The 15,579-nt window shown below is 64.9% G+C and carries 25 protein-coding genes; 21 read left to right on the plus strand and 4 right to left on the minus strand.

All coding sequences use genetic code 11. The features are described from left to right. The 8 genes from CHB74_RS03665 (at position 1) to CHB74_RS03700 (ending at position 6,566) form a co-directional block, all read left to right on the plus strand. Positions 1 to 348 (plus strand): GPW/gp25 family protein, encoded by a 348-nt coding sequence (locus tag CHB74_RS03665; RefSeq protein WP_089218250.1) that lies wholly within the window; start codon positions 1 to 3, stop codon positions 346 to 348. A gap of 11 nt (positions 349 to 359) precedes the next feature. Next, complete coding sequence (locus CHB74_RS03670; RefSeq protein ID WP_089218251.1) at positions 360 to 1,523, plus strand: phage tail sheath subtilisin-like domain-containing protein; 1,164 nt, start codon at positions 360 to 362, stop codon at positions 1,521 to 1,523. A 44-nt stretch (positions 1,524 to 1,567) separates the two neighbouring features. Continuing rightward, entirely contained in the window at positions 1,568 to 2,074 is a 507-nt protein-coding gene (locus tag CHB74_RS03675; protein WP_089218252.1) for a phage major tail tube protein, read from the plus strand. Between the two features lie 76 nt (positions 2,075 to 2,150). After that, entirely contained in the window at positions 2,151 to 2,471 is a 321-nt protein-coding gene (locus tag CHB74_RS03680) for a phage tail assembly protein (protein ID WP_089218253.1), read from the plus strand. An 8-nt stretch (positions 2,472 to 2,479) separates the two neighbouring features. Then, on the plus strand, positions 2,480 to 2,602 hold the full coding sequence (locus CHB74_RS03685; protein ID WP_218821376.1) for a GpE family phage tail protein: 123 nt from the start codon (positions 2,480 to 2,482) through the stop codon (positions 2,600 to 2,602). Positions 2,603 to 2,614: 12 nt separating this feature from the next. Continuing rightward, positions 2,615 to 5,158, plus strand: a complete 2,544-nt coding sequence (locus CHB74_RS03690; protein ID WP_144033706.1) for a phage tail tape measure protein — start codon at positions 2,615 to 2,617, stop codon at positions 5,156 to 5,158. Next, positions 5,155 to 5,568 carry a phage tail protein gene (locus tag CHB74_RS03695; RefSeq protein ID WP_245842589.1) on the plus strand — a complete coding sequence of 138 codons (414 nt, stop codon included), beginning with the start codon at positions 5,155 to 5,157 and terminating at the stop codon, positions 5,566 to 5,568. Before CHB74_RS03690 ends, CHB74_RS03695 begins: the two co-directional genes overlap by 4 nt. Next, positions 5,565 to 6,566 (plus strand): contractile injection system protein, VgrG/Pvc8 family, encoded by a 1,002-nt coding sequence (locus tag CHB74_RS03700; protein ID WP_089218255.1) that lies wholly within the window; start codon positions 5,565 to 5,567, stop codon positions 6,564 to 6,566. Before CHB74_RS03695 ends, CHB74_RS03700 begins: the two co-directional genes overlap by 4 nt. 10 nt (positions 6,567 to 6,576) lie before the next feature. Here CHB74_RS03700 and CHB74_RS03705 read toward each other — a convergent pair whose 3' ends face one another. The 4 genes from CHB74_RS03705 to CHB74_RS03720 all read right to left on the minus strand — a co-directional run bounded on the left by CHB74_RS03705 (position 6,577) and on the right by CHB74_RS03720 (position 8,474). Then, on the minus strand, positions 6,577 to 7,005 hold the full coding sequence (locus CHB74_RS03705) for a BrnA antitoxin family protein (protein ID WP_089218256.1): 429 nt from the start codon (positions 7,003 to 7,005) through the stop codon (positions 6,577 to 6,579). Then, on the minus strand, positions 6,998 to 7,249 hold the full coding sequence (locus CHB74_RS03710) for a BrnT family toxin (protein WP_089218257.1): 252 nt from the start codon (positions 7,247 to 7,249) through the stop codon (positions 6,998 to 7,000). The genes CHB74_RS03705 and CHB74_RS03710 overlap by 8 nt, the downstream gene beginning before the upstream one ends. A 67-nt stretch (positions 7,250 to 7,316) precedes the next feature. Beyond that, complete coding sequence (locus CHB74_RS03715) at positions 7,317 to 7,796, minus strand: lipoprotein (protein WP_089218258.1); 480 nt, start codon at positions 7,794 to 7,796, stop codon at positions 7,317 to 7,319. A gap of 18 nt (positions 7,797 to 7,814) precedes the next feature. Then, a complete protein-coding gene (locus CHB74_RS03720) occupies positions 7,815 to 8,474 on the minus strand; it encodes an XRE family transcriptional regulator (RefSeq protein ID WP_179220703.1) in 660 nt (219 codons plus the stop codon). Positions 8,475 to 8,559: 85 nt separating this feature from the next. Between CHB74_RS03720 and CHB74_RS03725 the strand changes: the two genes are divergently transcribed. The 13 genes from CHB74_RS03725 (at position 8,560) to CHB74_RS03770 (ending at position 15,572) form a co-directional block, all read left to right on the plus strand. Continuing rightward, entirely contained in the window at positions 8,560 to 8,976 is a 417-nt protein-coding gene (locus CHB74_RS03725; RefSeq protein ID WP_089218260.1) for a transcriptional regulator, read from the plus strand. After that, positions 8,973 to 9,458, plus strand: a complete 486-nt coding sequence (locus tag CHB74_RS03730; protein WP_089218261.1) for a hypothetical protein — start codon at positions 8,973 to 8,975, stop codon at positions 9,456 to 9,458. Before CHB74_RS03725 ends, CHB74_RS03730 begins: the two co-directional genes overlap by 4 nt. A gap of 17 nt (positions 9,459 to 9,475) precedes the next feature. Next, a complete protein-coding gene (locus CHB74_RS03735) occupies positions 9,476 to 9,772 on the plus strand; it encodes an Ogr/Delta-like zinc finger protein (RefSeq protein WP_179220704.1) in 297 nt (98 codons plus the stop codon). A 112-nt stretch (positions 9,773 to 9,884) separates the two neighbouring features. Next, complete coding sequence (locus CHB74_RS03740) at positions 9,885 to 12,590, plus strand: toprim domain-containing protein (protein WP_179220705.1); 2,706 nt, start codon at positions 9,885 to 9,887, stop codon at positions 12,588 to 12,590. A 2-nt stretch (positions 12,591 to 12,592) separates the two neighbouring features. After that, entirely contained in the window at positions 12,593 to 13,030 is a 438-nt protein-coding gene (locus tag CHB74_RS03745; protein ID WP_144033707.1) for a hypothetical protein, read from the plus strand. Next, positions 13,030 to 13,260 (plus strand): hypothetical protein, encoded by a 231-nt coding sequence (locus tag CHB74_RS03750; RefSeq protein ID WP_089218265.1) that lies wholly within the window; start codon positions 13,030 to 13,032, stop codon positions 13,258 to 13,260. Before CHB74_RS03745 ends, CHB74_RS03750 begins: the two co-directional genes overlap by 1 nt. A 14-nt stretch (positions 13,261 to 13,274) precedes the next feature. After that, positions 13,275 to 13,529, plus strand: coding sequence for a DUF2312 domain-containing protein (locus CHB74_RS03755; protein WP_089218266.1), 255 nt, complete (start codon positions 13,275 to 13,277; stop codon positions 13,527 to 13,529). Next, complete coding sequence (locus CHB74_RS22610; RefSeq protein WP_281253519.1) at positions 13,529 to 13,663, plus strand: hypothetical protein; 135 nt, start codon at positions 13,529 to 13,531, stop codon at positions 13,661 to 13,663. The genes CHB74_RS03755 and CHB74_RS22610 overlap by 1 nt, the downstream gene beginning before the upstream one ends. 37 nt (positions 13,664 to 13,700) lie before the next feature. Further along, on the plus strand, positions 13,701 to 14,282 hold the full coding sequence (locus CHB74_RS22710; protein WP_089218267.1) for a glycine--tRNA ligase subunit beta: 582 nt from the start codon (positions 13,701 to 13,703) through the stop codon (positions 14,280 to 14,282). Further along, complete coding sequence (locus CHB74_RS21905; protein ID WP_179220706.1) at positions 14,279 to 14,443, plus strand: hypothetical protein; 165 nt, start codon at positions 14,279 to 14,281, stop codon at positions 14,441 to 14,443. The genes CHB74_RS22710 and CHB74_RS21905 overlap by 4 nt, the downstream gene beginning before the upstream one ends. After that, the gene (locus CHB74_RS03765; protein WP_144033708.1) at positions 14,436 to 14,651 is read left to right on the plus strand and encodes a hypothetical protein; all 216 of its coding nucleotides are present in this window, start codon (positions 14,436 to 14,438) and stop codon (positions 14,649 to 14,651) included. Before CHB74_RS21905 ends, CHB74_RS03765 begins: the two co-directional genes overlap by 8 nt. Then, positions 14,644 to 14,910, plus strand: coding sequence for a hypothetical protein (locus tag CHB74_RS21540; RefSeq protein ID WP_144033709.1), 267 nt, complete (start codon positions 14,644 to 14,646; stop codon positions 14,908 to 14,910). Before CHB74_RS03765 ends, CHB74_RS21540 begins: the two co-directional genes overlap by 8 nt. Then, positions 14,907 to 15,572, plus strand: a complete 666-nt coding sequence (locus tag CHB74_RS03770) for a hypothetical protein (RefSeq protein WP_089218269.1) — start codon at positions 14,907 to 14,909, stop codon at positions 15,570 to 15,572. Before CHB74_RS21540 ends, CHB74_RS03770 begins: the two co-directional genes overlap by 4 nt. Positions 15,573 to 15,579 lie beyond the last annotated feature (7 nt).

Consider the following 15,579-nt stretch of genomic DNA (forward strand, 5'->3'; position numbering starts at 1 on the left):
ATGCGGGGCATGTCGGCCAGCAGCGGCAAGCCGATCACTGGCGAGGAGCATCTTCGCCAGTCGATCCGCGATATCCTGACGACGCCGATCGGCACGCGGCTTGGCCGTCGCGATTATGGATCGCTGCTGCCGCTGATGATCGATCAGCCCCTGAACGCTGCCGGCCTTGTCCGCCTGTATGCCGCCAGCGCCATCGCGCTCGCACGCTGGGAACCGCGCCTTCGTGTCACCGCCTTCGATCTCACCGTCTCTGCTGACGGCAAGGCCAGCATCGCCGTGATCGGCCAGCGCCGCGACGTGGCGCAGGCCAACCAGCTCACCCGCCTTCTCGTCCCTCTCTCCGCCTGAAAGGACCGCCCGTGCCCGATTTCCATGGTATCCAGACCGTCGAGGTGAACGATGGCGTTCGCTCGATCGCTACCGCCGCCACCGCGATCGTCGGCCTGGTCGTCACCGGCCCTGCTGCCGACGCGGTGAAGTTCCCGCTCGATCGCCCCGTTCTTGTCACCGATGTCGAAGCCGCGATCGGCGCCGCCGGCGATACGGGAACGATGAAGGCGGCGCTGCGGGCGATCGCGAACCATGCCAAGCCGGTCATCGTCCTCGTCCGCGTCGCGCCCGGCGCCGACGATGCGGCAACCGATGCGGCCGTCATCGGCACGACGGCTGCCAATGGCCTGAAAACCGGGATGCAGGCGTTGCTGGCGGCCGAAGGGCAGATCGGCATCAAGCCGCGCATCCTTGCCGCGCCGGGCCTCGATACGCTGGCGGTGACCACCGCGTTCATCATCGTCGCGCAGAAGCTGCGCGCGATGGTCTATGCCGCCGCCGTGGGCGACACGATCGCGGAAGCCGTGACCTATGCCGGTGGCTTCGCCGCGCGCGAGCTGATGTTGCTCTACCCCAACGTGAAGGTGGTGGACGAGGAAGGCGCCATCGTCACCAGCCCGGCGGCGGCCCATGCTGTCGGCCTGCGCGCGGCGATCGACCGCGACACCGGATTCTGGAAGACGCTGTCGAACGTCGAGCTGCAGGGCATTGTCGGGCTGGAGAAGGATATCCAGTGGGATATCACCAATCTCGACAGCGAGGCGAAGCTGCTCAACGACGCGGGCATCACCGCCGTGGTGCGGGCCAATGGCGGCTATCGATTCTGGGGCAACAAGACGCTGTCGAGCGAGCCGCTTTTCCAGTTCGAAAGCGCGGTGCGCACCGCGCATGTGCTGATCGACACGATCGGCGCCGGGCTGCTGTGGGCGATCGACAAGCCGCTGCGCCGTAGCCTTGTGACCGATATCGTCGAGACGGTGAACGCCAAGGGGCGCGAGCTGCAGTCGATCGGCGCGGTGCTGGGGTTCAACGCCTGGTACGATCCCGCACGCAACACGGCCGCAACGCTGGCCGCCGGCAAGCTGTGGATCGACTATGACTACACGCCGGTCCCGCCGCTCGAGCAGCTCACGCTGACCCAGCGCATCACCGATTCCTACTTCGCCGAGTTCGCGGGCGGTCAGCAGGTCTGACCATCGCGCGCCGCCACCTTTCCATCTGACAGGAGCCTTCTTCCATGCTGCCACGCATCCTCAAGGACATGGCGACGTTCAACGACGCGCAAAGCTATCTCGGCCAGGCAAACGCGATCGTGCTGCCCAAGCTCGTCCGCAAGCTGGAGGAGTATCGCGGCGCCGGCATGGACAGCGCCGTCAAGATCGACATGGGCGGCGAGCCGATGGAGGTGGAGCACACCTATGGCGGGCCGATCCGGCAGATCTTTGGCCAATATGGCCTGATGACGATCGCCGGCGTCGGCCTGCGCTTCGTCGGCGCCTATCAGAACGATGAAACCGGTGCCTATGACGCGATCGAGGTCATCGTGCGCGGCCGTCATGAGGAAATCGATCCGGGCGAAGCGAAGGTGGGCGAGCCGGGCGAGTTCAAGGTCAAGTCCGCGCTCGCTTATTACAAGCTCGTCTGGAACGGCGCGACCGTGATCGAGATCGATCCGATCAACATGAAGCTGATCGTCGACGGCGTCGATCGCCTCGCCGCCCGCCGCGCCGCGCTGGGCGTCTAACCCCCTCTCCGCCGACTGGCGGCCCCGCGCGTGAGGCCGGGGCCGCCACTTTTTCACTCTCCCAAGGATTGCCCGCATGGCCGACGAAGCCGAAACCACCAGCAACCCGAAGATCCGCACCGTCCCGCTCGACACGCCGATCATTCGCGGCGAGACGAAGATCGAGAGCATCCAGCTCCGCAAGCCCGGCGGCGGCGAATTGCGCGGGATCTCGCTGGTCCAACTTGGCCAGCTGCAGGCGGACGCGCTCCATACGCTGATCCCGCGCATCTCCATCCCGCCGCTCACCAAGCCGGAAGCCATGGCCTTGGAGGCCGATGACCTGCTCGCTTGCGGGATCGAGATCGGGGATTTTTTGTTGCAGAATCGGCGCCGCACGGCTGCCCCCGAACAATAGAGGACGCGATGGCCGACGTGGCGGTCATCTTCCATTGGCCGCCCGCTGCCATGGACGGCATGTCGCTGTCCGAATTGATGGGCTGGCGCGCGCAGGCCGCCCGCCGGACCCAGCCCCCCGAAAAATCCTGATGGAGCGCCGCCGTGGCTGACCGTAACCTGCGCATGAAGGTCATCCTCGAGGGCCTCGACCGGCTGACCGCCCCGCTCAAATCGGTCGCTGCAGCGTCGGGGGGCGCAGGACGGTCGTTGAAGGATACCAACGACAAGCTGCGCGCCCTGCAGGCCAGCCAAGCCAAGATCGCCACCTTCCGCGCGCTCAAGCAGCAGTTCGGCGAAACCGAGGCGGCAATGGGCGAGGCGCAGCGCCGGGTTGCCAGCCTTGCCCGCGAGATCGCGGCGACCGATAGCCCGACCAAGAAGATGGCCGCCGCCTTCGAACGCGCCAAGCGCGAGGCGCGTACCCTGAAGGTCGAGCATCAGCAGCAGGCCGAAAAGCTGCAGCAGCTCCGCCGCGATCTTGGCGATGCAGGCATCAACACCGGCAGGCTGGCGGAACATGAGCGCCGGCTGCGCACCGAGGTGGCGGCGACGACGGCCAGGCTGAAACAGCAGACCGATCAGCTGGGCAAGATGGAGGCCGCGCGACGCAATTCGGACAAGATGCGCGATCTTAGCGGCACGGCCGCGACGGCGGGCCTTTCGATGATCGGCGCCGGTGTCGCCGCCGGCGCGCCCGTGGTCGGCGCGGTGAAACAGGCGATGACGCTTGAAAGCGCCATGGCCGACGTCGCCAAGGTCACCAATATGACGCGGCCGCAGATCGAGGGGCTGTCGAACGATTTCCTCGACATGCAGGATAATATCCCGGTCGCCGCCGCCGAGCTGGCGGCGATTGCCGCTGCCGCCGGCGCCGCTGGCGTGGGCATGGACAAGCTGGGCCGCCCGATGGCCGATCAGCGCGCCCAGCTAAAGGAATTCACGCGCGACGCGGCGGAAATGGGCGTCGCATTCGACATGACCGCCGATATCGCCGGCGAGACCATGGCAAAGTGGCGGGCGGCGTTTCAGCTTCCCCAGCAGGATATTCGCGCGCTTGGCGATCGCGTGAACGCGCTGACCAACACCTTCGGCGGCAAGGCCGCCAATATCAGCGACATCGTGACGCGCATTGGCTCCCTCGGTGCGGTGGGCGGCCTTGTCGCGCACGAAATCGCCGCGCTCGGATCGTCGCTCGATTCCATCGGCATCCCGAGCGAGGTTGCCGCCACCGGCATCAAGAACACGATGCTGGCGCTCACCAAGGGCGAGGCGGCGACGAAATCGCAGGCCAAGGCGTTCCGCGCGCTGGGGCTGGATGCGGTGAATGTCGCCAAGGACATGCAGCGCGACGCCGGCGCCACCATTCTCGATGTGTTCGGGCGGCTGCGCAAACTGCCCAAGGAAGCGCAGGCGGGCGCCCTCACCCAGCTTTTCGGATCGGAAAGCGTCGCGGCGATCGCGCCGTTGCTCACCAATCTCGACGGCCTGAAAGCGCGGCTCGATCTGGTCGGCGATGCCAGCAACACGGCCGGGTCGATGCACGCTGAATTTCTCAACCGCATCGGCACGACGGAAGGCGCGACCGGCCTGGCGGCCAATGCGCTATCGGGCCTCAACATCACCATGGGCAAGGCCCTGTTGCCGACCGTCGTCAAGCTGGCCGGCATCGTCGGCCGCGCGGCGAGCGCCACGCGCAAATGGGCTGGCGAGCATCCGAAGCTGGCCAAGGGGCTGATGATGTTCATGGCCGCCGGCGCGGGCCTGCTGATCCTGCTGGGCGGCCTGGCGCTCGGCTTTGCCGCGCTGACGGCCGCTGCCGCCCCGCTCGGCATCGCGCTGGCGCCCCTGTTGCTGATCGTTGCGGCCGTCGCCGCCGTCGCTGCCGCTGCCTATCTGATCTATGACAATTGGGATGGCATCGTCGCGTTTTTCTCCGGGATCTGGACGCAGCTGAAACAGGCGTTCGACGGCGGCATTGTCGGCGTGATCGGCCTGCTCTGGAGCTTCCACAAAATGGTGTGGAACGCCCTGTGGGAAGGGCTGAAACAAGTCGCGGCGATGCTGCCATCGGCGGCGGGCTTCCTGTTCGGCGCCATGAAAACGCTGTTCTTCAACAGCTTCCTCGCCTTGCCTTCGTTGCTGTTCCAGTTCGGCGTGGATTCGATCAAGGGGCTGGTGAACGGCCTCCTCTCTTATGTGCCCAGCCTCCAAGGAACGGTGAACCGGATCGCCGGCATGATCCCGGAAAGCGTGCGCAGCCTGCTCGGCATCCATTCGCCCAGCCGCGTCTTCGCGCAGATCGGCGGCTTCGTCATGCAGGGCCTCGATCAAGGTATCGGCGCCAACGAGGGCGGGCCGATCGCACGCGTGAAGGGCATTGCCGGCGATCTCACCCGCGCACTGGCGGCAGGGGCAGCCGTGCCCGCGATCGCGGCGGCGCCGATGGCGGCGCCCGCCGCCGCCGCGACCGTTGCCGGCGGCGGCGGTGCCGCCAGCTATACCTTCAACATCCACGCGGCACCGGGAATGGACGCGGAGCAGCTCGCCGATCTGGTCGCGCAGAAGGTCCGCGAGATTGAGCGGGAGAAGGCGGCGGGCAAACGATCCAGCTACGATGATGAGGGCGATTTCGGAGGCTTCGTATGAGCAACGCCATCATGGGCTTCGGCATGTTCGTCTTTTCCATCCCGACGCTGCTGCACGATCAGCTCCAGCGGAAGATGGACTATGTGTTCGCCCGGTCGCCGCGCGTGGGCGCGCGGGATGCGACGCAGTTCGTCGGGATCGGTGATGAGACGATCTCGCTCGCCGGCATCACCTCGGTCGAGCTGGGCGACGGCGTTGCCTCGATCGACACGCTGCGCGGCATGGCCGAGGATGGCGAGGCGCAGCCATTGGTGGACGGCGCAGGCCGGGTCTATGGCACCTTCGTCATCACCTCGATCGACGAACGCTATCGCACCTTCTTTCCCGATGGCACGCCGCGCACGATCGATTTCGCGATCGATCTGCTGCGGGTCGACGATGCGGCCGATCAGGCGGGTGAACGGCGATGACCTATATCGTGCCCAAGGCGGCCTGGCGCATCATGCTCGACGGGAAGGATCTGACGTCGACCATGGAGCCACGCCTGCTATCGCTGTCCCTGTCGGAAAAGCGCGGCGGCGAGGCGGATCAGCTCGATATCAGCCTGTCCGATCAGGATGGCCGCCTTGCCATCCCGAAACCGGGCGCGCGGTTAAAGCTGCAGCTTGGCTTTTCGCGCGGCACCGGCGTTCCGATCGGCCTGATCGACAAGGGCGAATTCATCGTCGATTCGGTGGAACATTCCGGCGCGCCCGACGCGATCACGCTGCGCGCGCGATCCGCCGATCTGTCGAGCGACTTGCGCAACCGGCGCGAACAGAGCTGGAAAGACACGACGATCGGCGCGGTGGTTGCCGATATCGCCGGCCGCAACAAGCTCACGCCACGCGTCGCCGGCCAGCTCGCCGGCCTGGCCGTCAAGGCCATCGTGCAGAGCCGCGAAAGCGATCTCGCCTTGCTGCGCAGGCTGGGCAAGGAACATGACGCGGTGGCGACCATCAAGGCCGGCGCGCTGATCTTCGCGCCCGTGGGATCGGGCATGACGGCGAGCGGCAAGCCGATCCCGCCGGCGACGATCCAGCGCCAAACCGGCGACCGCCATCGCTACACGATCGAGAAGCAGGACGAGGCCACCGCCGTCGAGGCCGGCTATCATGATCTGGCGACAGGCAAGAAAAAGACGGTGAAGGCCGGCAGCGGCAAGGCGCGCAAGCTATCGCGCACCTATGCCAGCGAGGCGGCGGCGCTGGCCGGCGCCAAGGCCGAACAGAGCCGCCGCGCACGCCTGCCCGTAAAGCTGTCGTTCGAACTCGCGATCGCGCGCCCGGATCTCTATCCCGAACGGCGCATCACGGCCGAGGGGTTCAAGCCCGAGATCGACGCGACCAAATGGCTGATCGCATCCGTATCGCACCGTCTCGCCAAGAGCGGTGGCTTCACGACGTCACTGGAGATGGAGGCGGTTTAGACTGCCTTGCTCAATGCGCCGCGATCCATTCCTTCAACGCCGCATCGATCCGCGATTGCCAGCCTTCGCCCGACGCGCGGAAGTGCGCCAGCACGTCTGGCGATAGCCGGATCGTAGTGCTCACCTTGGTCGGTTTCTTCTGCGCCCCGCGCGGCGGACGCATCTTGGCAGCGAGGCCGGGGAACGCCTGGTCGAAGGAAACCGCCGCCCCGGCTTCTCGCAAGTTGAGCGGGCGCTCAATCTCGGGGTCCGGCCCGATCAGCTCGCCGGTCGCATCGCAGACCCACCAGCCATCATCGTCCTGATGGACGCCGCCTGCGGCGATCAGCGCGCTCATCTCATCGCGATAGATCAGCCAGCGCCGCTCCATCTCGGCAGCGTCCGCATCGGAGTTGCCGAGATCCTTGGTGACGAAGCTGGGCCATGCCTTCTTAGCCATCGATCTGTGTCCTTTCTCGCCGATTCGCGCGACGCATCGAAATGACCGAGAGGCCCTCGGTCCCGAGCGTCGCGAAAATCACGACGATCGTTCCGTCATTCAGCCGACCGATCGCCATATGCCGCCCGCTTTTGGCCGGGCGGATACGCGCGGAGAGGAAGAAATCCCCGGTCAGATCGGAAAAATCGAAGCCATGCTTGCCGATATTGGCGAGGCGCTTCACTTCGTCCCAAACGATCATCATGGGTTATTTTGTAGTAACAATATGAAGAGGCGTCAAGCAGATTGTTACTACAAAATGGGTGTCAGCCTTATCCCGCAAAAGCGTCCAGCGCCTTCCGATATTCCTCGCTTTCCGCTGGCGTGACGGCTTTATCAAGCCGGATCAGAATGTTGCCCGCGAGAAATTGATATTGGACCAACATCGGCATGTCTTTGGTCACTGCTTCGACATAATCACGCCGCGCCTTCGCGGATTCTTCGGAAGCGAAAATCTCGACAGTGTTGTTCGCCTCATCGGCTGGGTGTCGAGTGTCGAAGAAATTCGCCTTTGCGACGTATTGATTGGGACGTCCCAAAAGCTTGTTGGGATCATTCTCCGCCGTGTAAACCGTGATATCGCTAATCGGCAGGCCCTGTTTCTTGAAATGATCGATGACGTCGGCAGCCGTCACGGTCTTTTCAGGGGCCGGTGCGGCCTCGGCCGCTGGCTTCGTGTCTTCCTCCGCTGCCTTCTGATTACACCCGCTGACCGCAATCGCCAGGGCGGCAACGAAAACCATCTTCTTCATGGAACCCCCGTCTCGACGTCAAATCTTGCGCATCACTGCTACCACGCGGCCAAGAATGTGCAGCTCGCCATCATAGGCCAGCTCGGGCGGCACCGCCTGGTTGTCACTCAATATCTTAACCGACCCGTCCGCCATCGACCGCAGGCGCTTGACCATGCCGCTATGGCCGTATGCGATGGCCCATATCTTGTCGGCCAGACGCAAATCCCGCTCGGACGCGTCTATCAGCAGTAGGTCGGTGTCCAGAATCGTCGGCGCCATGGAATCTCCGATCCCCTGCGCGAAATAAAGGTGATCGGGCGATGCGCCCGTATACTGCTTGATCCAATCCCGCGAGAAGTGACGCACCGTCGTCGTCACCGGCACCTCGAGGTCGGTTGCACCCATGCCGAAACGGAGGTCAATCTCGCGGATCGGGACGATCCCCAGCTCGCTCGCCACCATTTCAGGGGACGGCGCTGGCACATACCCTGCCGATGGATCATCAGTCTGGCCAGCTAGGTACTCTGGCGTCGTTTTCAGCACCCTAGCGATCGAGTGCAGATGCTTCGACCCTTGGGCACCACTCTTGATGAGGTGGTTGATACTTGGTTGGCTGATCCCGACGCGCCGCGCCAGCTCAGCTTGGGACAAGCCGAGCGCATATATCCTCTCGCGAATGCGGCCGCCAAGATCCATGGGCGCACACCCTATAGACGCGGCTATAGGCCGAAAGTTCAATTTGTCTATTGACCGCCCTATAGCCCTGTCTATAGATGCCCCTATGGACACGGCGAAAACCCCGTTTGAAGCGCTTGAAAAAGCGGTGGAGATTGTCGGAGGGCAGTCGGCCATGGCGCGTCTTTGCGGGCGTTCGCAGCCCACCGTTTGGAAGTGGCTGCAAAGTTCAAAGCGTCTGCCCCCCGACTACGTACTCAAAGTCGAGGCAGCGACCGGCATCTCACGCCATCTGCTACGCCCCGACATCTATCCAACTGGCCATGAAATAGAGCCCCGCCAAGGGGTTGTCGTTTGCGATCCGGCGGCAATTTCGCAGTCGGTCGACACGAGATGGCGAGCGCTGCTGATGGCGGCAAAAGCCGTCATCGCGGCGCCGTCAGTGGCGCCCTTTCTCCGCATAGCGCCGTATCGCCCGCTGGTTGAAGCAGTCGAGGCGATTGAAACCGAGGTGGGCCGATGACCAAGCGCCGCGATCCTTTGACCTTCTCGCTCGCCATCACCCGCGTTGCCGGTCTGCTGGGCTGGGGCGACGCCGCCGCGATCGTCGATCGCTCCGAACGCACCGTCAGGCTGTGGAGCGAGAGCGACGCCGGCGGCACGCCGACGCTGGATCAGGCGATCGCGCTGGATCGGGCCTATCTGGCCGCCGGCGGCGATAGCGCGCCGCTGCTGCGGTCCTACGCGCTCCAGCTCGAAACCTCGATGGCCGATGCGTTCGCCGATCGGATCGCGCTTGCCGGCGATATCGCCCAGGCGGCGCGTGAATCGGCCGAGGCCGTGGCCAGCTCGATCCACGCGTCGCAGGCCGGCGCGTCGCCCACCGCGATCCATCACGCGATCGCCGAGACCGAGGAGGCCAGCGGCGCCATCACGCGCCTGCTCGGCCGCCTGAAATCCTTTCTGCCCGGCATTCAGGCCGGCTCAACAGGGGAGGCAGCATGAAAAGGAAACGGGGGGCGATGATCCCATGCCCCCATTGCCACGGTCCCGGCAGCGTCCGCACCAGCGAGCAGATCACGCCGCTGGCACGCGAAGCGCGTATCGTCTGCGAGACGGAAGAATGCGGCCACATCTTCGTGGTGCAGATCGAAATCCTGCGGACCATCGCGCCCAGCCTCACCCCCGATCCCAATGTCACCATCCCCGGCGGCAATCAGGATCGGCGGCGCGCGCGCACCGCGCCCGGCAACGACAATTTACCCCGGCCCGCAAACGATGACGCCGATCCACCGGAAAGTGCCCGTCGATTGACCTGATCGACGGCCGCTAGGCCGCCTCGCCCCCAGCTCCTGAACTTCGCCGCCCGGCGCACCGTGCCGCCGGGAACGCTCCCCCTTTGCCGATTGAAAGCCCGCCCCGCACATGGAAATGCGAGACGACATCCGCAACGAACTGCTCTCCAAGATGAAGGCCGAGTTCGGTTGGAAAACCGATCGCGGCAATTGGCTGCGCGGTGGAAAGTGCCCCGAATGCTCGGGCCGCGAGGTTTATGCCCGCGCCGACAACCCGTGGGTCATCAAGTGCGGCCGCCTCAACAAATGCGGCTGGGAACAATCGGTTCGCGATCGCTATCCCGAGATCTTCGACAGCTGGTCGAAACGCTACAAGCCGACGCCGCAGAACCCCAACGCCGCCGCCGACGCCTATCTTAGCCAGGCGCGCCGGCTCGATCTGCGCGGGATGCGCGAGGCGTATAGCCAGGAATATTATAACGATCCCGATCGCGGCATCGGTTCGGCCACGGTGCGCTTTCCGCTGCCGGGCGGATCATGGTGGGAACGGCTGATCGACCAGCCCGGCCGCTTCGACCGCAAGGCCCGTTTCGCGCCGGGCAAGTCGTACAAGGGGCAGGCGTGGAGCCGCCCCGACATCGGCATGGAAGATTTCGCGGCAGCCAAGGATATCTGGTTCGCCGAGGGCATCTTCAACGCATGGGCGCTTGAGCAGGCGGGACAGCGCGCCGCCTCGACCATGTCGTGCTACAACTATCCCGAGGAGTTCCTCAAGGCGCTGCGCCTGCATATCGCGGGTTCGGATCAGCCGACACGCCGCCCCCGCCTCATATTCGCTTATGACGCCGGCGCAGCGGGCACCAAGCACAGCCGCGAGCATGTCGAGAAGGCGCGCAACGATGGCTGGGATGCCAGCGCCGCGCAGCCGCTCGAGGAAGATGACAACGGTCGCGATCTCGACTGGAACGACCTGCTGGCGCTCGACCGGCTCACCGACACGCACCGCGCCGACTATCTGTGGAATGGCGAAGTGCTGTTGGCCCCGTCCGCGCAGGACAAGGCGTATCTGCTGTGGAGCCGCTATCGCTGGAACAGCTTCACCTTCACCTTTCGCAGCCGCACCTATTGGGCGTCGATCGACGCGGCGGCCGTCGAGGAACGCGTCACCGAATATCGCCAGGCACGCGCTCGCAAGCTCGAGGATATCGAGCCGGGCGAGGAACAGGATATCCGCCTCGAGGCGTCGCGCAAGGCGCTCATGGTCGAGGAAATCGCCAACTGCGCATTCCGCGTGCTGTATCGGCAGCGGGACGAGGCGACGGACGAAACCGTCTATTTCCTCAACATCGATTTCCCCAGCGAGAAGCGGCCTGCGGTCAAGGGCGGTTTCTCGGCCGCGCAGCTCCGCAAGGCCTCCAATTTCGAAGATCGGCTATTCGCCTTCGGCGGCGTGTGGACCGGCAATGCCCACCAGCTCACGCGCATCCTGCAGAAGCAGACGCCGGATCTTCCCGACGTGCGACCGCTGGGCTTCACGGGCTATTGCCGCGACGCCAAGGCCTATGTGTTCGGCGATATCGCCGTGTCCGAAGGTCGGGTCTATTACCCGAACGACGACGATTTCTTCCAGATCGGCAAGCAGGCGCTCAAGCTCGGCACCGCGGAGCGGCTGCTCGATATCGATTATGACGCCGATCGGCTCGACACGTCATGGCTTTCGGATCTCTGGACCGCCTACGGCCCGAAAGGCCTCGTCTGCCTGACCTTCTATTTCGGCGCGCTGTTCGCCGAACAGGTTCGTATCGAGCAGAAAAGTTTCCCCTTTCTCGAAATGCACGGCCTGCCCGGCACCGGCAAGACGACGCTGGTCGAGTTCATGTGGAAGCTGCTCGGCCGCGAAAATTACGAGGGCTTCGATCCGGCCAAGGCAACGCCGGCGGCGATGGCCCGCAATCTCGGCAAGGTCGGCAACCTGCCCGTCGTGCTGATCGAAGGCGACCGCCGCGAAGAAGCGAGCCACGCCCGCAAGTTCGAATGGGAAGAGCTGAAAACCGCCTATAACGGCCGCACCGTCCGCGCGCGCGGCGTCAAGAACAGCGGCATGGAGACCTTCGAGCCGCCGTTCCGGGGCGCGATCGTCATCGAGCAGAACGAGCCGGTCAACGCGAGCCGCGCCATCCTCGAACGCATCATGTCGATCGGCTTCGACATGACAGGCTGGTCGGAAGCCACGAAGGTCGCCGCGCAGACGCTCGAGCAATGGCCGATCGAGAAGGTCTCGGGCTTCATCATCCACGCCGCCCGCCGCGAGGCGGACATCATGGCACGGTTCCGCCAGGCCTTCGCGCAATATGAGGGCGAGCTGCTCGCCGATCGCGCGATCCAGACCAATCGACTGGCCAAGACGCACGGCCAGCTGCTCGCCTTTCTCGACGCGTTGCGCGCCATCGTGCCCGTTACCGACGACATGCAGGCGCAGACGGCCGCGATGATCGTCCAGATGGCCAAGGATCGGCAGATCGCGGTCAACAGCGAAGATCCCATCGTGTCGCTGTTCTGGGAACGCTTCGATTATTTCGAAGAGAACGAGAAGGCGACCGACACCAGCGGCCGCCTCAACCACCATCGCAAGGCAGCGGAAGGCATGATCGCCGTCCGTCTCAACGAGATGGAGGCTCGCTGCGCCGAACGCCGTCTGGAGCTGCCGAGCCACACCGAGCTGATCCGCGCGCTGAAAACGTCGCGGGGCCGCCGCTTCATCGAAATCACCACCGTCAATTCCCGCAACGAGGGCGCCGGGGCCGTCCGTTGCTGGGTCTTTCACCGCCCCGTGAGAGGCTGAAAATGAACGCAGTCCGTTCTCTCGCAAGCATGATCGAACAGCCGGCACCCCGGCCTGTGATCCACCCGTGGGATTATGTCCGCCTGCGCCGCAAGGCCGCCGGCCTTACGATCGCCCAGGCGGCCCGCCCCTACTGGCACCGCCCGGAACATCGCGACGATGTCGAGAGCAATATCGCCCGGCTCGAGCAGACCGGCTTCCGCATGATGCCGACGCTCGAGGCGGCCGACATGTCGCGCGCCTTCCCGTTCAGTCTCGATGTCTATCACCAGCTCTGCACGCTGCCGCCGCATCAGCATCCCCGTCTCTGCGCCGGATGCGGCTGGGATCAGTGGACCGATCAGATCGACCGGCAGGGCAACGACGTGACGTGGTCGGAAGACAATGCCGATCTTTGCACACGCTGCGCCGAGGCCGATCGCAAGCCGGATAACTTCTGATGATCCGCGCCGCGAACCCGGTCCACCCGATGCAATGTCGCTGCCGCGCCTGCAAGCCGGGTCTCGAGATCCGCCGCCGACAGCCCAGCATTGCCCGCCGTTTCGCCCGCGCCGCCGATCCCGCCGATCTCGCCGCCGTCATGTGGGGCGCGGCGCTCGGCGTCGGTTTCGCGGCCATCGTCCTCATCGCCAAATTCGGCCCGCGCCTGATCGCGGCCATCACCTCCTAACCGAAGGATAAATCGTGTCCGAATCCAGCACTGAACTTACGTCCGCCGGCAAGCAGCTCAAGCTGTTCATCGAGCGGATTATCAAACTCGAGGACGAGAAGAAGGGGATCAGCGACGACATCAAGGACGTCTACGCTGAGGCCAAAGGAACAGGCTTCGACACCAAGGGCCTGCGCGCGGTCATCGCCCTGATGAAGCTCGACAAGCACACGCGCGACGAAAACGAGGCGATCCTCGAAACCTACAAAGCCGCGCTGGGGATGGCCTGATGTCGCCCGCGAACCAAGGCCGCCCGCAGCCTCCGGTCGAGGGCATCTGGCGCGCGCTCGCGATCGTCGTCACGCTGATCGCACTGCCCTTCTTCCTCGCCGCCACGGCGGCCAAGGCGAAGCGCGGTCGATGATGGGCATCCCGGAAAACTCTGTGGGGAGGGAAAACCCATGATCGGACTTACCCCGTCGGTGGCGAACGCCACCTCGGCCGTCCTTCCCAGCCCATTCATCAGCGACCTTGCCATCTCTGTCACCAACGACGGTTCGGATGATGCCGCTGCTCGATGGCTGCTCGTGCTCACCAGCGATTTTCTCCGAAATCATGGCCAGCGACATTCGCTGCTGGACGCTTTCGATTTCGCGTCAACCGACTTCGAAGCGATTGGCGACGCATGGCCCATGATGGCGAAAATGGCGGAATTGGTGGGCGTCGATCCGGCCATCACAGCTCCACTCGCTCGCTTCGTCGCCGAACGGCTACCGGCGATCTGGGCACGAGGGCCGTGGATCAGAAACGCGCCCGTCACCCGCGCACTGATCTTGGCCGATCGGACTCATGACCTTGTCGGCCTGTTCGCTGCCGGCCTGAAACCGAACGGCTCGAAAGACCCCTACGCACTCCGCCGCGCCGCCAATCACTGGCTGATGCAGGTCGTTTGCCCGCTCACGGTCGGGCGGCGCCAGCGGGACTCATCTCAGCTCGCCGCGACCCTGCAGGGCCGGCCCCAGACGGAAGCCGCAACCGCATGACCCCAACGTCCGCTCTTATCATCGCCGCGCTCGCCGCGATCGCCATCCACCAGCGCGTCACCCTGACGCGCATCCGCGCCCGCCACCAGCTCGCCAAGGCCACGCTGAAACGCGTCGCCGGCGAGCGCGACCAGGCCATTTGGGAGAAGCTCCGTGGTTAATCCGACGACTAGGGAAACGGTGAACGGCGCCAAATGCTACGCCTGCGCATATCTCAATGACATGCCGATCGAATGCCTGCGCGATCATTGGCAGGATCTCGGGTGCGGCCGATGCGCCACGGCGCTCGAATATCGCGGCATCCACGTGGACGCGCCATGGGAATACGAAATCCACACGCGCGCGAAGGGGGAGGCCCCCCATGGCTAACGGCCTGTATTTGAGCGGGTGGAACCCCGACGGCGCCTCCAAGGAGTGGGAGCGCACCTCCATGGATCGGGAATCGTCGGGTGATTTGCTGCGCTCCAAGGGCGTGCCCGACCGTTTTGGCGATCCCGTTGAGGCCGTTGGGTGGTTCATGGGCGACTGGTTACGCGTGCTCGTCGCCGACTATTCCAACGGCCGCCGGATCACGCTGCGCGTCTCCGACGCCGGCTATCTCCTCGAATATGATCTGGTGACGGCATGAAGCGCGTCCTTATAGGTTGCGAGCGCAGCGGCGTTGTTCGCCGCGCGTTCGAAGAGCGCGGCTTCGACGCCTGGTCATGCGACATCGAGCCGGCGGACGATCGCAGCAACCGCCATATTCGCGGCAACGTTCTCGATCATCTGGACGATAGCTGGGATCTGCTCGCCGTGATGCATCCGCCCTGCACCGTGCTGTGCAACTCGGGCGCGAAATGGCTCTACATCGGCGGAAAGAAGATCAACGGGCCCGATCCGAAGCGCTGGACCGAGCTGCATCGCGCGGCCGCCTTCTATCGGGCGCTCCGCGACGCGAAGCAGATCCCGCACCGCGCCGTCGAAAATCCGATCATGCACCGCCATGCGATCAGCCTGACGAAGCGCGGCTTCGTCCAGTTCGTGCAGCCGTGGTGGTTCGGCGATCCCTATTTGAAGGCGACCGGCCTCGAGCTGGTGAACCTGCCGCCGCTGGCCCCGACAGACCAGCTCACCCCGCCGCGTCCAGGCACGGCCGAACACAAGGCATGGAGCCGCGTCCACCGGCATTCAGGCTGGGGTCGCCACGCCCAAGATCGCGCCCGCGCGCGCAGTCAGACTTACCCCGGCCTCGCCAACGCGATGTCCGACCAATGGGGAGCCTATATCAGCATGAGGTTGGCAGCATGATCGCCTA

It is taken from the genome of Edaphosphingomonas laterariae (genome assembly GCF_900188165.1).
GTDB lineage: Bacteria > Pseudomonadota > Alphaproteobacteria > Sphingomonadales > Sphingomonadaceae > Sphingomonas_E > Sphingomonas_E laterariae.

Excerpts from the sequence above, each read along its gene's own strand:
- CHB74_RS03730 (WP_089218261.1), top strand. The coding sequence starts at position 8,973 with ATGACCAAGCGCCGCGATCCTTTGACCTTCTCGCTCGCCATCACCCGC.
- CHB74_RS03745 (WP_144033707.1), top strand. The coding sequence starts at position 12,593 with ATGAACGCAGTCCGTTCTCTCGCAAGCATGATCGAACAGCCGGCACCC.
- CHB74_RS22610 (WP_281253519.1), top strand. The coding sequence starts at position 13,529 with ATGTCGCCCGCGAACCAAGGCCGCCCGCAGCCTCCGGTCGAGGGCATC.
- CHB74_RS03695 (WP_245842589.1), top strand. The coding sequence starts at position 5,155 with ATGAGCAACGCCATCATGGGCTTCGGCATGTTCGTCTTTTCCATCCCG.
- CHB74_RS21905 (WP_179220706.1), top strand. The coding sequence starts at position 14,279 with ATGACCCCAACGTCCGCTCTTATCATCGCCGCGCTCGCCGCGATCGCC.
- CHB74_RS03685 (WP_218821376.1), top strand. The coding sequence starts at position 2,480 with ATGGCCGACGTGGCGGTCATCTTCCATTGGCCGCCCGCTGCCATGGAC.
- CHB74_RS03740 (WP_179220705.1), top strand. The coding sequence starts at position 9,885 with ATGCGAGACGACATCCGCAACGAACTGCTCTCCAAGATGAAGGCCGAG.
- CHB74_RS03700 (WP_089218255.1), top strand. The coding sequence starts at position 5,565 with ATGACCTATATCGTGCCCAAGGCGGCCTGGCGCATCATGCTCGACGGG.
- CHB74_RS03680 (WP_089218253.1), top strand. The coding sequence starts at position 2,151 with ATGGCCGACGAAGCCGAAACCACCAGCAACCCGAAGATCCGCACCGTC.
- CHB74_RS03725 (WP_089218260.1), top strand. The coding sequence starts at position 8,560 with ATGGACACGGCGAAAACCCCGTTTGAAGCGCTTGAAAAAGCGGTGGAG.
- CHB74_RS03675 (WP_089218252.1), top strand. The coding sequence starts at position 1,568 with ATGCTGCCACGCATCCTCAAGGACATGGCGACGTTCAACGACGCGCAA.
- CHB74_RS03720 (WP_179220703.1), bottom strand. The coding sequence starts at position 8,474 with ATGGATCTTGGCGGCCGCATTCGCGAGAGGATATATGCGCTCGGCTTG.
- CHB74_RS03705 (WP_089218256.1), bottom strand. The coding sequence starts at position 7,005 with ATGGCTAAGAAGGCATGGCCCAGCTTCGTCACCAAGGATCTCGGCAAC.
- CHB74_RS21540 (WP_144033709.1), top strand. The coding sequence starts at position 14,644 with ATGGCTAACGGCCTGTATTTGAGCGGGTGGAACCCCGACGGCGCCTCC.
- CHB74_RS03750 (WP_089218265.1), top strand. The coding sequence starts at position 13,030 with ATGATCCGCGCCGCGAACCCGGTCCACCCGATGCAATGTCGCTGCCGC.
- CHB74_RS03770 (WP_089218269.1), top strand. The coding sequence starts at position 14,907 with ATGAAGCGCGTCCTTATAGGTTGCGAGCGCAGCGGCGTTGTTCGCCGC.
- CHB74_RS03735 (WP_179220704.1), top strand. The coding sequence starts at position 9,476 with ATGATCCCATGCCCCCATTGCCACGGTCCCGGCAGCGTCCGCACCAGC.
- CHB74_RS03665 (WP_089218250.1), top strand. The coding sequence starts at position 1 with ATGCGGGGCATGTCGGCCAGCAGCGGCAAGCCGATCACTGGCGAGGAG.
- CHB74_RS22710 (WP_089218267.1), top strand. The coding sequence starts at position 13,701 with ATGATCGGACTTACCCCGTCGGTGGCGAACGCCACCTCGGCCGTCCTT.
- CHB74_RS03710 (WP_089218257.1), bottom strand. The coding sequence starts at position 7,249 with ATGATGATCGTTTGGGACGAAGTGAAGCGCCTCGCCAATATCGGCAAG.
- CHB74_RS03715 (WP_089218258.1), bottom strand. The coding sequence starts at position 7,796 with ATGAAGAAGATGGTTTTCGTTGCCGCCCTGGCGATTGCGGTCAGCGGG.